The organism is Agromyces humatus (assembly GCF_021228295.1).
Classification (GTDB): domain Bacteria; phylum Actinomycetota; class Actinomycetes; order Actinomycetales; family Microbacteriaceae; genus Agromyces; species Agromyces humatus.
This window is the reverse complement of record NZ_JAJQPD010000005.1, coordinates 1-14,251: the sequence shown is the minus strand read 5'-3', so window position 1 is coordinate 14,251 and position 14,251 is coordinate 1. Positions and strand designations below refer to the sequence as shown.

Genomic DNA, 14,251 nt, shown 5'->3' with positions numbered 1-14,251 from the left:
GAGCCTCTCATCCTGCAGTGCGCGGAGACTCGGGCGAGTGGTGGCCGGTGGTGGGTCGTCGATGCTGGGCACTTGGGCACTTGGGCACTTGGGCACTTGGGCACTTGGGCGCTCCGGCACTCCGGTACTTGGGCACTTGCGGGTCTCGCTACGCTCGCTGACGTCCGATGCTCGGAGCGCGGCAGCGGCAGTTCGGTGCGCCGGCGGCGCTTGACGCACTCGGGCGGCGGCACTAGAACGGGGACATGGTGAGCGCGGGCGCGAAATGGGTGGCGGGGTACGTGGCCGCATGGGAGTCGAATGATCCCAAGCAGATCGGGGCGCTGTTCACCGACGACGCCGTGTACCTGACTTCTCCCGACGCGCAGCCGCGGCGTGGCCGCGAGGCGATCGTCGCGGGATGGCTCGAGGACCTCGACGACCCGGGCACGTGGGCCTTCGACTGGAGGCTCCTGCACGAAGACGAGACGCCGTCGGGCAACTTCGTCATCGTGCAGGGTCGCACCGAGTACCCCGCCGGGAAGGACTACCTGAACCTCTGGGTCATCCGACTCGACCCCAGCGGCCGGGCGACCGAGTACACCGAGTGGTACATGCCCCGCCCGCGCTGAGCGCGTGTCGGGCGCGCCCGACAGCAACGTCGACCTGCGCTGACGGGTCGACCTGTGCTGACGGGTCGACCTGCGCTGACGGGTCGTCTGGTCGCGGCATCCCTTCGTCTCGGAATATCGGCGGCGGATGTCGCGACCGCGCGCCGCGGGTGCGAGACCGCTGGGGGCGACAGCGACAGCGTCAGCGCAGAACCTCGACCAGCACGATCCACGCGTACAGGATCGCCGTCACGACCGCGAGCACCGAACCCGCGGCGAGGAACGCGAGGCCGGCTGCGACGAGGGCGAGCCCGCTGCCGGTGCCGCCCACGATCAGCAGTACCGCACCGATGGCGAACGCGGCGAGCGGCAGGATTCCGACCACCGATTTCGCGATGCGCGCCCCGCCGGTCGTTCCCGGCTCGCCGAGGATCGTGCGGATCGCATGCACCTCGAGCCCAACGGCGACGAGGGTGGCCGCGAGCACCTCGGCACCGTACAGCCAGTGCGGCTGGCTCGGCACGAGCCCGAGCGCGGTCGCGACGATGGCGACCACGAGCGTCGCGATCGCGGCTGCGGCCCGCGAAGGCAGCGTGGCCGCCTTCATGATCTCGGCGATGTTCACCGACATCGCCACGATGAGCAGCCCGGCGAGCGCTGCGGTGGCGCCGAGCATCGCCACGTTGAACTCGCTCCAGCCTTCGATCACGTCGGCCATGTCCGCACTCTAGCGCCGCACCGGCCGCCGCCGCGCGGGCCCGGCCACGAGGCATCCGTACCCCGTTCGCCCGCGCCGACCCCAGGCGTCACATGAAGGGCGCCGCATGCGCCCCGCCGTATGATTGGACTTTCGGCGCCGGTCTCCGAACCGGCGCGTGCAATCCATCCCCAGGAGACCACGTGAGCTTGATCGTGCAGAAGTTCGGCGGGTCGTCCGTCTCAGACGCTGAGAGCATCAAGCGGGTCGCCAAGCGCATCGTCGAGACCCGCAAGGCGGGCAACGACGTGGTCGTCGCGGTGTCGGCGATGGGCGACACCACCGACGAGCTGCTCGACCTCGCCAACGAGGTCACGCCGCTTCCGGCGCCGCGCGAGCTCGACATGCTGCTCTCCGCGGGCGAGCGCATCTCGATGGCGCTGCTCGCCATGGCCATCAAGAGCATGGGGCACGAGGCGCGCAGTTTCACGGGCAGCCAGGCGGGCATGATCACGGATGCCACGCACGGTGCCGCGCGCATCGTCGATGTCACCCCGGTGCGACTGCGAGAGGCGCTCGACGACGGCGCGATCGTCATCGTCGCGGGCTTCCAGGGCTTCAACCGCGACACCCGTGACATCACGACCCTCGGCCGCGGCGGCAGCGACACGACCGCGGTCGCGCTCGCGGCGGCGCTCGAGGCCGACGTGTGCGAGATCTACACCGACGTCGACGGGGTGTTCACGTCAGACCCGCGCGTGGTCAAGAAGGCTCGCAAGCTCGATCGCATCACCTCCGAAGAGATGCTCGAGCTCGCGTCATCCGGTGCCAAGGTCCTGCATATTCGCGCCGTCGAGTTCGCACGCCGGCACGGCGTCACCCTGCACGTGCGTTCGTCGTTCAACAACAACGAGGGGACGATCGTCTACGACCCCTCGCGTCTTCCCGAAGGAGCAGCTGTGGAAGAGTCCGTCATCGCCGGTGTCGCCGTCGACCTCTCCGAGGCCAAGATCACGGTCGTCGGGGTGCCCGACAAGCCTGGCGTCGCCGCGAAGATCTTCAAGATCGTCGCCAACACGAACGCGAACGTCGACATGATCGTGCAGAACGTGTCGGCCGCGTCGACCGGCCGCACCGACATCTCGTTCACGCTGCCGAAGACCGAGGGCGAGAAGGCCCTCACCGCCCTCGCGGGTGCGCAGGACGCGATCGGGTTCCTGTCGCTGCAGTACGACGACCAGATCGGCAAGCTCTCGCTCGTCGGCAACGCGATGCGCTCGGCGACGGGCGTGTCGGCGGGCCTGTTCGAGGCGCTCTACGACGCGGGCATCAACATCGAGATGATCTCGACGAGCGAGATCCGCATCTCGGTCGTCACGCGTGCCGACAGCGTGCACGCCGCCGCGCGCGCGGTGCACACCGCGTTCGACCTCGACGGCGACGACGATGCGGTCGTGCACGGCGGCACCGGTCGCTGAGCGCCCCGGCCGTCGAGCCCCGGCCGTCGAGTCCCTGCCGTCGAGCCCCGGCCGTCGAGCCCCGGCCGTCGAGCCCCTGCCGGTTTACAGGACATTCCTGCCTTTGCAGGACACTTGGGCGCCCAGACGTCCTGTCAATCGGCGAATGTCCTGCAAACTGGAAGATGACGTGCGGGCCTCATGCGCCCGAGAAGTGAGGAAGACACCATGGCCAACGGAGTGAACATCGGCGTCGTCGGCGCGACCGGACAGGTCGGCGCGGTCGTGCGCAAGCTGCTCGAGGAGCGCGACTTCCCGGTGGCGAGCATCCGCTACTTCGCGAGCGCCCGCTCGGCCGGCTCGACGCTGCCGTGGAAGGGAGACGACATCGTCGTCGAAGACGCCGCGACCGCCGACCCCGCGGGCCTCGACATCGCGATCTTCTCGGCCGGCGCCACGACCTCGAAGGCGCAGGCGCCGCGCTTCGCCGCTGCAGGCGTCACCGTCATCGACAACTCGAGCGGCTGGCGCATGGACCCCGACGTGCCGCTCGTGGTCAGCGAGGTCAACCCGCACGCCATCGACGAGGCGCGCAAGGGCATCATCGCCAACCCGAACTGCACCACGATGGCGGCCATGCCCGTGCTGAAGGTGCTGCACGACGAGGCCGGCCTCGAGCGCCTCATGGTCTCGACGTACCAGGCGGTCTCGGGCGCGGGCCTCGCGGGCGGCGAAGAGCTGCTCGAGCAGGCGCGTGCCGCCATCGAGCAGGACACGATCGGGCTGCTGCACGACGGGTCATCCGTCACGTTCCCCGACCCCGTGAAGTTCCCGCGGCCGATCGCGTTCGACGTGATCCCGCTCGCCGGCTCGATCGTCGACGACGGCGAGCTCGAGACCGACGAAGAGAAGAAGCTGCGCAACGAGAGCCGCAAGATCCTCGAGCTGCCGGGTCTGCGGGTCGCGGGCACGTGCGTGCGCGTGCCGGTGTTCACGGGGCATTCGCTGTCGATCCACGCCGAGTTCGCGAACCCGATCACCCCAGAACGTGCCACCGAACTGCTGTCGGATGCCCCGGGCGTCGAGCTCTCCGACGTGCCCACGCCGTTGCAGGCCGCGGGCAACGACCCGAGCTACGTCGGCCGTATTCGCCAAGACCAGTCGGCCGCCGACGGCAAGGGCCTCGTGCTCTTCGTCTCGAACGACAACCTGCGCAAGGGCGCGGCCCTGAACGCCGTGCAGATCGCCGAGCTCGTCGCGGCGAAACTGCCGACGCTCTCGGCGGTCGAGTAGGCCCGAAGGGCCGTCTCGAGACCCCGCCCAGGTCCGTGTCCGTTCGAGGCATCCGGCGAACAGCGGCGATAGTCGCCGCGATCGGATGCGTCACGATCGGATGCCTCGCGCTGAGCGCATGCACGATGCCGGTGACCTCGGCGCCGGGGCAGGCGGCATCGCCCTCCGCAGGCCAGGTCGTCGTCGCGTTCTACGGCGACTCGTACACCCGCGGCACCGGGGCGAGCTCACCCGAGCGGCGCTGGTCGACGATCGTGAGCGCCGAGCGGGGCTGGTTCGAGTTCAACCCGAGCGTCGACGGGATCGGATTCGTGACCAACCGCGCCTTTCTCGCGGGCAACGACCTCGTCGACCAGATCGTCGATCACGAGCCCGAACCCGACGTCGTGATCGTCACGATGGGGCTCAACGACAACTTCGCGTTGCCGACCGACGCGGGCGACATCGAGTCCGCGATCGAGGCCGACTTCGCGCGTTTTCGGGCGGAGCTGCCCGATGCCCGGCTCGTCGTCGTCGAGCCGTTCTGGTACCAGGATGAACGGCCCGAGTCGGTCGCGCAGATCATCGGGTGGGTCGAAGCGGGTGCCGCAGGGGTCGGGGCCGACCACATCGACGGGGCATCGCGGTGGATCGAGGGGCATCCCGAGTGGATGTCCGCTGACACCATCCACCCGAACGACGACGGCTACGCCGAGATCGCCCGTCGCATGGACGAGGAGCTCGAGCGGCTCGGGCTGTGACGCGGCCATGATCGGCTGGGGGACTTGACGTTTCTGCGTTTTGTATACAGAATACGAGCGAGTGATTCCCTGAGCCCACCCTCGGGCCGGGCCCCTGCAATGACGAAAGAGGTGGCGGAATGCCCCGCGCGAACTCGAAGATGAGGCGCCTACTCGCGGTTGGAGCCGCGAGCGCCCTGATGATCGGTCTGGCAGCATGCAGCGCGGGAGGAGGTGGATCCGACAGCGACACGGTCGTCTGGTCGACCTGGGGAACACCCGAGGAGCTCACACGTTTCGAGGAGTTCAACGACGAGTTCATGAAGCGACACCCCGACATCACGGTCGAACTGCAGCCCGTCGCGAGCTACTCCGACTATCACTCGAAGCTGCTCGCCCAGCTCACGAGCAACACCGCTCCCGATGTCTTCTACGTCGGCGACGACATGCTCGGCCAGTTCGTCGATTCCGGTCGACTGATGCCGCTGACCGAGCTCATGGAGTCCGACGCGAGCCAGACGAAGCCCGACGACTTCTTCCCCGGCCTGTTCGGCGCCGCCGAGTCCGAGGGTGAGGTCTACGCCGCACCGAACGACTCGAACCCCGACGTCTTCTTCTACGACAAGCAGGCCCTCGCCGCGGCCGGCATCACCGAAGACCCCGCGACCCTCGCCGAGAGCGGCGAGTGGACGACCGACAAGTTCCTCGAGATGAACGACAAGCTGGCTGCGGCCGGCCTCACCGGGTCGATGTTCTGGAATTACTGGGCCACCCACTACAGCTGGATCTCGTCGCAGGGCGGCACCGCCTACGACGATTCCGGGGAGTTCGTCGGCAACTCCGACGCGACCACGGTCGACGCCGTCGACACCCTCGGCAGCTACTTCCAGGACGGCACGTTCGTCGTCGCCGACGTGCTGCCCGAGGGCGCCGGGGCAGACAGCCTGTTCGTCACGCACCAGGCGGGCTTCTTCTCGCAGGGCCGCTACACGATCGGCACGCTCGAGAGCGCCGGCGTGCAGGACGACTACGACATCGTGCGCTGGCCGACGCCCGACGGCGCGGAAGCGCCCACGGGTGTCGCGGCCTCGTACCTCGCGATCGACGCCAACACCGATGCATCCGATGCCGCGTTCACGTTCTGGACCGAGTTCCTCTCGGCCGAGGGCCAGACGTTCCGCCTCGAAGGCGCCGGCAACGCGGTGCCGTCGATCCAGGGCGCCGACGAGGTCGTGCTCGACGCCGGGTACCCTGCGCACGCGCAGACGTTCCTCGACATGCGCGACATCGGCTTCGCCAACTACCCCTCCGAGGCGCGCGTACCGGGCCTTTCGGGCGACATCAGCGAGTTGTTCCTCGGTCTGTACCAGGGCAAGTCCGACGCGCAGGGCACGCTCGACGCGGTCGCCGACCTGATCGCCGAGAACACGGGCGAGTGACGAGAGCATGACCGCGACCACGGTTGACGCCGGCGCTGCGGCGGCAGCGTCACCCTCCGCGGGCCGCGCGCCGGGCGGACTCCGAAAGGAGTCCGCCTGGCGGCGCCGCGACCGCAGTTGGGGCTACATCTTCATCGCCCCGCAGGTGGTCGGCATGGCCGTGTTCGTGCTCGTGCCGTTCATCGCCAGCATGGTGCTGGCCTTCGCCGAATGGAACGGCCTCACCGAGCTCACCTGGGTCGGCTTCGAGAACTTCACCGCCCAGCTGCAGGACGAACTGCTGCTGCGGTCGATCGTCAACACCCTGCTCATCGCGATCATCACCGTGCCGATCGGGCTCGGCCTCGCGGTGGTCATCGCCGTCGCGCTCGAGAAGCTCAAGACGCGCACGCTGTACCTGATTCTGTTCTTCGCCCCCGTGGTCACGTCGACCATCGCGGTCGCGATGATCTGGCAGCAGATGTTCCGGGTCGACGGCGTGCTGAGCGACACCATCGCGAAGATCTTCGGCATCGCACCGCCCGACTGGCTCGGCGACCCGCGCCTCGCGCTCCTCGCCGTGTGCATCGTCACGATCTGGTCGGCGCTCGGCTTGAATGTCATCATCTTCCTCGCCGGCCTGCAGAACATCTCGCCGTCCGTGATCGAGGCCGCCCGCATCGACGGCGCCGGCCCGCTGCGGCTGTTCTGGAGCATCCGCATGCCCCTGCTGTCGCCGATCATCTTCTTCTCGTCGATCGTGGCCTTCATCTCGTCGCTGCAGACCTTCGACACCGTCTTCATCCTCACGGCCGACGCCGGGCCCGACAACGCGACCCGCACGATCGTCTACCACATCTACGACCTCGGATTCGGGCGCTTCGAGTTCGGTCCGGCGAGCGCGGCTTCGGTGATCCTGCTGCTGCTCACGCTCGTGATCACCGGCATCCAATTCGGCGCCCAGAAGAGATTCGTGCACTACGAGGACGACGCAGCATGAGCGACCAGCGGATGACCCGACTCACCGATGGCGTGCGCGACGCGCCGACCGACTCGACGATCGCGATCGTCGCGCCCGACCTCGAGGTGCGCCCGGGCAGCGCACGTGCCGGGCGCGGGCGCCGTCGCCTGAGCTCCACCCTGCTGCACGTCGCCCTCATCGTGGCGGGTGCCGCGATGGTGTTCCCGTTCGTGTGGATGCTCATCACGTCGTTCAAGACGCTGCCGCAGCTGTTGCAGGATCCGCTGAGCTTCTGGCCCGCGCCATGGACCCTCGACAACTACGTCGAGGCCTGGAACGCGGCGCCCTTCGCGCAGGCCTACTTCAACAGCATCTACATCGCCGTGCTCGCGGTCGTCGGCACCCTGCTCACCGCCTCGATGGCGGGGTACGCGTTCGCGCGCATCAAGTTCCGCGGCAGCCGGGTGATCTTCATCGTGTTCCTCGCGACGCAGATGATTCCGAAGCAGGTGACGCTGATTCCGTTCTACCTGCTGATGGCGCAGTTCGGCTGGGTCGATTCGCACCTGTCGCTCATCGTGCCGGCGATGCTCGTGAACCCGTTCGCGGTGTTCCTGATGCGCCAGTTCGTCATGTCGCTGCCGAAGGAGCTCGAGGAGGCCGCGATCGTCGACGGTGCCGGTCGGTGGCGCATCTTCTGGAGCGTCATCCTGCCGAACCTGAAGCCGGGTCTGGGGGCGCTCAGCATCATCGTGGCCCTCGACGTGTGGAACAGCTTCCTGTTCCCGCTCGTGCTGCTGAACACGCCCGACCTGTTCACCGTGCCGCTGCTGCTGTCGAGCTTCCGCGGGCAGTTCGGTGCGATCAACTACGGGCTCGTGATGGCGGCGTCGGCGGTCGCGACGATCCCGATGCTGATCGCCTTCATCATCGGCCAGCGCCGAATCCTGAACAGCATGGCCGCGTCGGGCCTCGGCGGACGATGACGGTGACGGATGCCGCTGCCCTCGCCGCGCTCGCGGGCGAGCACCTCGACCTCGTGCGGGCGCCGTTCACCCTGCCCCGCTCGCGTGTCCTCGTCTTCCGCGAGGGCGACGGCGTGCGCGTGCACACGGCGGAGTACGAGCGGTCGCTCGCCGAGTGCCGGGTGCTCGACACGCTCGTCGTGCGCGATCGCGACGGGGCGGCACTGCCGATCACGGCGGTGCTGCCGCACGTGATCGAGTTCGGCGGCGGCATCGGACTGACGTTCGCCGGGCCGCATGCCCTCACTGTCGGTCGAGTAGCGAGCGCCAGCGAGCGTATCGAGACCACCGACGGGCAAGGCCTCGATACGGCGCTGCGCGCCTACTCGACCGACGGGATGTCGATCGAGTGGACGACGCCCGACGGCGCGCTCACCCGAATCGCGCTCGACGACGAGACCACCGCGGCGCGCCTCGACATCGGCGCCGACCGCAACGTTCAGCACGCGGCATCCGTCACGCATCCCGCGGACCTCGCGGCAACCGAGACGATCTGGCTCGACTGGTTCGAGCGCTGCCCGCGAGTGCGCCGCGACCTGCAGTCGATGACGGCATTCTGCTGGTGGGTGCTCGGCGCCAACATCGTCGAGTTGCCGGCGCTCGGGCATGCACGTGCCGTCGTGCCCTCGAAGATCGGGTACGTCGGGCTCTGGCAGTGGGATGCCTACTTCATCGCGGTCGGCCTGCGGCACGGCGACCCCGAGCTCGCTCGCGAGCAGCTCGAGCTCGCGTTCCGGTTCCCGAGCGACGACGGGCAGCTGCCCGATGTCGTGCACGAGCACGGGGTGCTGGCGACGAGCGACGACCTGCCGCCGAGCGACCGCGAGACCCTGCGGCGCGCCGGCTCGGCGATCGCCGACCCCTCGGCGCCCGTGCCGCTGACCAAGCCGCCCCTCGCCGCGTGGGCGCTCGCGAAGGTGCTCGAGATCGAGCCCGCCGACGACTGGGCGCGCGAGCAGCTCGCGAGGATCCGCCGTTCGCAGGACTGGTGGTTCGCGGCGTCCGACCTCGACGGCGACGGCATGCCCGAGTACGGTCATCCGTACTCGTCGGGGCTCGACGACAGCCCCATCTTCGACGGCCCGCTGCCGACGACGGCGCCCGACCTCGGCGCGTACCTCGTGCTGCAGGATCTCGAGCTCGCGCGATTCGCGGAACGATTCGGCGATGCGGATGCCGCAGCACATCGCTCGCGCGCCGAGCGAACGCTCGGGCTGCTCCTCGATCTGTGGGACGACGAACGCGGGCTGTTCCGGGCTCGCGCCGCCGGCGTCGACGTCGTGAGCGACACGGTCGTCGGACTGATGCCGTTGCTCACCGGGCACCTTCCCGAACCGATCGTCGACCGGCTCGTGGCCGCGCTCGCGGATCCGCGTCGCTTCGGTGCCGCGTGGGCGGTGCCGACGGTTGCGGTCGGCGATGCCGACTTCTCTCCCGAGCACATGTGGCGCGGGCCCGTGTGGGTGAACACGAATGCGCTCATCGTCGCGGGCCTGCGCGCGTCGGGGCGCGCGGGGCTCGCCCTCGACCTTGCCGAGCGCACGGTCGCCCTCGTCATGCACGGCGGCGGGCCGCACGAGTACTTCAACCCGATCACGGGCCAGAAGGCGGCGACCGCCACCACGGCGTTCGGCTGGTCGGCGGCGCTGTTCGTCGACCTCGCGGTGGGGCTCTCGAGCCCCCCGGTCGAATAGGCGCGCCAGCGCCGTATCGAGACCTCCTTCGTCGGTCGAGTAGGCGCGCCAGCGCCGTATCGAGACCTCCTTCGTCGGTCGAGTAGGCGCGCCAGCGCCGTATCGAGACCCCCTTCGTCGGTCGAGTAGGCGCGCCAGCGCCGTATCGAGACCCCCTTCGTCGGTCGAGTAGGCGCGCCAGCGCCGTATCGAGACCCCTCGCCGGTGCAGGTCTCGATACGCGCCTTCGGTGCTACTCGACCGACGGCGTGGTCTCGATACGCGCCTTCGGTGCTACTCGACCGACGGCGTGGTCTCGATACGCGCCTTCGGTGCTACTCGACCGACGGGGTGGATACGCGCCTTCGGTGCTACTCGACCGAGGGGCATCCGATCACGTATGCTGTATACAAAATACCGAACACAAACACGACAAAGGAGTCACCTTGAAAGCGCGCACCCTGCTCGTCCCCGTGGCCGCACTCGCCCTCTTCTCGGGCTGCACCATGGGCGCCGGCGCCCCGAGCGCCGTCGTGCTCGACCCCGACGCCAAGGTGTCGGGCGAGATCACCGTGTGGTCGTGGGATGTCGCGGCAACGGCGCTCGACCGCCTGGGCGACGAGTTCGAGGCCGAGCACCCCGACACCACCGTCAACGTGGTCGACGTCGGCTACGACAACGCCTACGACAAGCTCTCGGTCGGGCTGCAGGCCGGCAGCGGACTGCCCGACGTGGTCACGGTCGAGACCGATCGCGCGCCCGGGTACATCAACGAGTTCCCGACGGGGCTCGTCGACCTCACACCGGTGCTCGGTGATGCCGAAGCCGACTTCGACCCGTTCAAGTGGTCGGCGCAGTCCGACGCCGACGGCGCGCTCAAGGTCGCGCCGTGGGACTCGGGCACGGTCGGCCTGTTCTTCCGCGCCGACTACTTCGATGCGGCGAGCGTCGACCCGTCGTCGATCGAGACCTGGGACGACCTCGTCGCGGCCGGTGAGACCATCAAGGCGAAGACCGGGCACACCCTGCTCTCGGCTGACATCTCGACCGGCGGCACCTTCCAGATGCTCCTCCAGCAGCAGGGGATCGGCCTCTTCGATGACGCCGGCGACATCACGATCACCTCGCCCGAGGCGGTCGACGCGCTCACCCTGCTGCAGACGATGAACGAGAAGGGGCTCCTGAAGAACGTCAAGGGCTGGGACGGCCGCGTGAGCTCCGCGAAGGACGGCGACTCGGCGGCGACCGTCGAGGCCGTGTGGTGGATCGGAACACTGCAGGGTGACGCTCCCGAGCACGCCGGCACGTACGGCGTCACCGAGCTGCCCGCCTTCGAGCAGGGCGGCGCCCGCACGTCGAACAACGGCGGCTCGGGGCTCGCGGTGCCCGCCCAGGCGAAGAACCCCCAGCTCGCCGCCGCGTTCGTCGACTACGCGCTCGCCGACGCCGACAACCAGGCGTCGATGATGGCGACCGAGGGCCTGTTCCCGTCGTACCTCCCGGCCCTGCAGGACGCGTACTTCCAGGAGCCGCTCGAGTACTTCGGCGGCCAGCCCGTCTACGAGCTGTTCGCCGAGCAGACCGCGAGCATCCCGGCGATCACCTTCACGACCGACAACGCCGAGGCGAGCGACATCGTGGCGAACGCGGTCGTGGCAGCCGTGCTGAACGGCGCCGACCCGGCGACCACGCTGCAGGACGCGGCCGACCAGATCGCCACCGCGACCGGGCGCGAGATCGCCGAGTAGTCATGGCCACCACCGCCACAGCCGCACGAGCGGCGGCGAAGCCGGCCACGCGGCGCCGGGCGCTGGGGCGAAGGCTCCAGCGCCCGGGCGCGTGGTTCGTGCTTCCCGCGGTCGCGCTGCTCATCGTCTTCTTCACCTACCCGCTGCTGTCGTCGCTCTGGCAGAGCTTCTTCGCCACTTCGGGCGGCGTGTCGACCTGGGTCGGCCTCGAGCAGTACGCGCGACTCTTCAAGGACCCGCTCGTCGGCAAGAGCCTGCTGAACGCGGGCATCATCCTCGTGATCCAGGTGCCGCTCATGATCGGGCTGGCCCTGGGGCTCGCGTACCTGCTCAACCAGTCGTGGCTTCGATTCCGGTCGGGGTTCCGGCTCTTCACCTTCCTGCCGGCCGTCACCACGCTCGTGGCCTACGCCGTCGTGTTCCGGGTCATGCTCGCCACCGACGGGGGAGCGGTCAACCAGTTGCTCGCCTTCGTGGGCGTGGCACCGATCGACTGGCTCAACAACGAGTGGTGGGCGCGCATCGCGCTGATCGGTGCGATCACCTGGCGCTGGACCGGCTACAACATGGTCATCATCCTCGCGGGACTCCAGTCGATTCCGGCCGAGCTCTACGAGGCCGCCCGCATCGACGGCGCCGGCCGCTGGCAGATCTTCACAAAGATCGTCATCCCGCAGTTGCGGCCCGTGCTGATCTTCACCACGGTGACCTCGACCATCGGGGCGCTGCAGCTCTTCGACGAGAACTTCATCCTCACCGAGGGCGGACCGAACGATGCGACGCTCACGCCCGTGCTGTACCTGTACAAGGTCGGGTTCCGCCAGTTCGACTTCGGCTACGCCTCGGCGATCGCGTGGCTGCTCGTCGTCATCACCGCGATCATCGCGATCGTGCAGTTCCGACTCATGAGGGAGAAGCCGTGACCGCGACGTCCGCCCTGGCATCGGTCAACCCCGCGACATCCGATGCCCGTGAACCGGCGCCTGCCGGCCGCGGGCCGGCGCTGCAACGCGGCATCCTGCGCTCACCGGTGTATCTGGCGCTCGCGATCGCGAGCGTGATCTCGATCCTGCCGTTCGCGTGGATGGTCATCGCGTCGACGCACCAGACCTCCGACCTGTTCGGCACGCCGCTGCCGATGCTGCCGGGCGGCGAGCTCTGGGAGAACCTGGCGCGGCTGCAGGAGTCGGTGAACTTCAGCCGCGTGATGTTCAACAGCTTGGCGATCGCGGTCGTCTACACCGTGTTCAGCTCGATCGTGAGCATCATGTGCGGGTACGGGCTCGCGACGTATCGGTTCCGCGGACGCGGGGTGCTGCTCGGTGTCGTGCTCGTCACGATGATGATCCCGATGCAGGTGCTGCTCGTGCCCCTGTTCCAGATGATGGCGAGCGTCGGATGGATCGACACGTACCAGGCCGTCATCCTGCCGTTCCTCGCCAACGCGTTCGGAATCTTCCTCATGCGACAGGGATTCCTTGATTTCCCCGTGTCGCTCATCGAGGCGGCGCGCATCGACGGGGCGAATGAGCTGCGCACGTTCTACCGCATCGTGCTGCCCGTGGCGCGCCCGCAGATCGCCGCGCTCGTGATCTACACGTTCATCAGCCAGTGGAACGCGTTCATCTGGCCGCTGCTGATGCTGAACACCGAAGACCAGTACACGGTGCCCGTGGCGCTCAACACCATGATCGGCATGTCGCGCGTGGACTACTCGGGGCTCATGCTCGGGTCGCTGCTCGCGACCCTGCCGCTCATGCTGCTGTTCCTGGTGTTTCAGAAGCAGTTCGTGTCGGGCCTGCTCGGCGGTGCGGTCAAGGGGTGACCCGCCGTTGGTCGAGTAGGCGCGCCAGCGCCGTATCGAGACCCTGCCCGTCGGTCGAGTAGGCGCGCCAGCGCCGTATCGAGACCTCCCGCCGTCGGTCGAGTAGGCGCGCCAGCGCCGTATCGAGACCCGCGGATGGTCTCGATACGCGGCCTCCGCCACTACTCGACCGACGAGAGGTCGCCCGCTACTCGACCAACGGGCGCCCGAACCGCTTCTTCGCCAACGACGGCAGCAGCTCGAACCGCCCTTCAATGAGTGCGATGCGCTTCGCCCGACTCCAGTTCTGCACCTGCTTCTCGGCCGAATACGCCTGCTCGATGCGGTCGAACTGTTGGTGGTAGACCAACACGACCGGCAGTCGCCGGCGGGTGTACGCGGCTCCTTCGCCGTGTGCGTGCTGTGCGATGCGGCGATCGAGATCGATCGTGCTGCCGACGTAGAACGAGCCATCGCGGCAGCGCAGTATGTAGAGATGCGCCATCGGTTGATTGTGGGCCGCTTGCGGCGGCGCGGATGCCGCATCACGGGCATTGCCGGACAACACCTGACACCGCTTCACTGGTGAGGACGAGTTGCTCGTCGGTCGAGTTGGCGCGCCAGCGCCGTGTCGAGGCCTGCGCTTATGGGGGCGTGGTCTCGATATGCTCCTTCGTCGCTTCTCGACCGGCGGGGTTGTTCGTCGGTCGAGTTGGCGCGCCAGCGCCGTATCGAGGCCTGCGCTTACGGGGGCGTGGTCTCGATACGCTCCTTCGTCGCTTCTCGACCGGCGGGGTTGTTCGTCGGTCGAGTTGGCGCGCCAGCGCCGTATCGAGGCCTGCGCTTACGGGGGCGTGGTCTCGATA

13 protein-coding genes are annotated in these 14,251 nt (G+C 68.5%); 11 read left to right on the top strand and 2 right to left on the bottom strand.

Annotated elements, in window-relative coordinates:
* The first annotated feature begins 245 nt into the window (after positions 1–245).
* Positions 246–611, top strand: a complete 366-nt coding sequence (locus tag LSF15_RS09465; protein WP_232498286.1) for a YybH family protein — start codon at positions 246–248, stop codon at positions 609–611.
* Between the two features lie 181 nt (positions 612–792).
* Here the strand turns inward: LSF15_RS09465 and LSF15_RS09460 are convergent, their stop codons facing one another.
* Positions 793–1,308, bottom strand: coding sequence for a hypothetical protein (locus LSF15_RS09460; protein WP_232498285.1), 516 nt, complete (start codon positions 1,306–1,308; stop codon positions 793–795).
* A gap of 182 nt (positions 1,309–1,490) precedes the next feature.
* Between LSF15_RS09460 and LSF15_RS09455 the strand changes: the two genes are divergently transcribed.
* From LSF15_RS09455 to LSF15_RS09410, 10 genes are all read left to right on the top strand, one after another.
* Complete coding sequence (locus tag LSF15_RS09455; RefSeq protein WP_232498284.1) at positions 1,491–2,765, top strand: aspartate kinase; 1,275 nt, start codon at positions 1,491–1,493, stop codon at positions 2,763–2,765.
* Between the two features lie 207 nt (positions 2,766–2,972).
* Positions 2,973–4,037, top strand: coding sequence for an aspartate-semialdehyde dehydrogenase (locus LSF15_RS09450; protein WP_232498283.1), 1,065 nt, complete (start codon positions 2,973–2,975; stop codon positions 4,035–4,037).
* A 125-nt stretch (positions 4,038–4,162) separates the two neighbouring features.
* Positions 4,163–4,777 (top strand): SGNH/GDSL hydrolase family protein, encoded by a 615-nt coding sequence (locus tag LSF15_RS09445; protein ID WP_269756343.1) that lies wholly within the window; start codon positions 4,163–4,165, stop codon positions 4,775–4,777.
* A gap of 179 nt (positions 4,778–4,956) precedes the next feature.
* Entirely contained in the window at positions 4,957–6,195 is a 1,239-nt protein-coding gene (locus tag LSF15_RS09440) for an ABC transporter substrate-binding protein (protein WP_232498281.1), read from the top strand.
* Positions 6,196–6,202: 7 nt separating this feature from the next.
* The gene (locus LSF15_RS09435) at positions 6,203–7,174 is read left to right on the top strand and encodes a carbohydrate ABC transporter permease (protein WP_232498280.1); all 972 of its coding nucleotides are present in this window, start codon (positions 6,203–6,205) and stop codon (positions 7,172–7,174) included.
* Complete coding sequence (locus LSF15_RS09430) at positions 7,171–8,121, top strand: carbohydrate ABC transporter permease (protein ID WP_232498279.1); 951 nt, start codon at positions 7,171–7,173, stop codon at positions 8,119–8,121. The genes LSF15_RS09435 and LSF15_RS09430 overlap by 4 nt, the downstream gene beginning before the upstream one ends.
* Positions 8,118–9,854 (top strand): amylo-alpha-1,6-glucosidase, encoded by a 1,737-nt coding sequence (locus LSF15_RS09425; RefSeq protein ID WP_232498278.1) that lies wholly within the window; start codon positions 8,118–8,120, stop codon positions 9,852–9,854. Before LSF15_RS09430 ends, LSF15_RS09425 begins: the two co-directional genes overlap by 4 nt.
* Positions 9,855–10,279: 425 nt before the next feature.
* Positions 10,280–11,581, top strand: coding sequence for an ABC transporter substrate-binding protein (locus LSF15_RS09420; protein WP_232498277.1), 1,302 nt, complete (start codon positions 10,280–10,282; stop codon positions 11,579–11,581).
* Between the two features lie 2 nt (positions 11,582–11,583).
* Positions 11,584–12,504: a carbohydrate ABC transporter permease gene (locus LSF15_RS09415; RefSeq protein ID WP_232498276.1), complete on the top strand. Its 921-nt coding sequence runs from the start codon at positions 11,584–11,586 to the stop codon at positions 12,502–12,504.
* A complete protein-coding gene (locus LSF15_RS09410; protein ID WP_232498275.1) occupies positions 12,501–13,406 on the top strand; it encodes a carbohydrate ABC transporter permease in 906 nt (301 codons plus the stop codon). Before LSF15_RS09415 ends, LSF15_RS09410 begins: the two co-directional genes overlap by 4 nt.
* 187 nt (positions 13,407–13,593) lie before the next feature.
* Here the strand turns inward: LSF15_RS09410 and LSF15_RS09405 are convergent, their stop codons facing one another.
* Positions 13,594–13,890 (bottom strand): GIY-YIG nuclease family protein, encoded by a 297-nt coding sequence (locus tag LSF15_RS09405; protein WP_232498274.1) that lies wholly within the window; start codon positions 13,888–13,890, stop codon positions 13,594–13,596.
* Positions 13,891–14,251 lie beyond the last annotated feature (361 nt).

Excerpts from the sequence above, each read along its gene's own strand:
- LSF15_RS09465 (WP_232498286.1), top strand. The coding sequence starts at position 246 with ATGGTGAGCGCGGGCGCGAAATGGGTGGCGGGGTACGTGGCCGCATGG.
- LSF15_RS09460 (WP_232498285.1), bottom strand. The coding sequence starts at position 1,308 with ATGGCCGACGTGATCGAAGGCTGGAGCGAGTTCAACGTGGCGATGCTC.
- LSF15_RS09450 (WP_232498283.1), top strand. The coding sequence starts at position 2,973 with ATGGCCAACGGAGTGAACATCGGCGTCGTCGGCGCGACCGGACAGGTC.
- LSF15_RS09445 (WP_269756343.1), top strand. The coding sequence starts at position 4,163 with ATGCCGGTGACCTCGGCGCCGGGGCAGGCGGCATCGCCCTCCGCAGGC.
- LSF15_RS09440 (WP_232498281.1), top strand. The coding sequence starts at position 4,957 with ATGATCGGTCTGGCAGCATGCAGCGCGGGAGGAGGTGGATCCGACAGC.
- LSF15_RS09435 (WP_232498280.1), top strand. The coding sequence starts at position 6,203 with ATGACCGCGACCACGGTTGACGCCGGCGCTGCGGCGGCAGCGTCACCC.
- LSF15_RS09430 (WP_232498279.1), top strand. The coding sequence starts at position 7,171 with ATGAGCGACCAGCGGATGACCCGACTCACCGATGGCGTGCGCGACGCG.
- LSF15_RS09425 (WP_232498278.1), top strand. The coding sequence starts at position 8,118 with ATGACGGTGACGGATGCCGCTGCCCTCGCCGCGCTCGCGGGCGAGCAC.
- LSF15_RS09415 (WP_232498276.1), top strand. The coding sequence starts at position 11,584 with ATGGCCACCACCGCCACAGCCGCACGAGCGGCGGCGAAGCCGGCCACG.
- LSF15_RS09405 (WP_232498274.1), bottom strand. The coding sequence starts at position 13,890 with ATGGCGCATCTCTACATACTGCGCTGCCGCGATGGCTCGTTCTACGTC.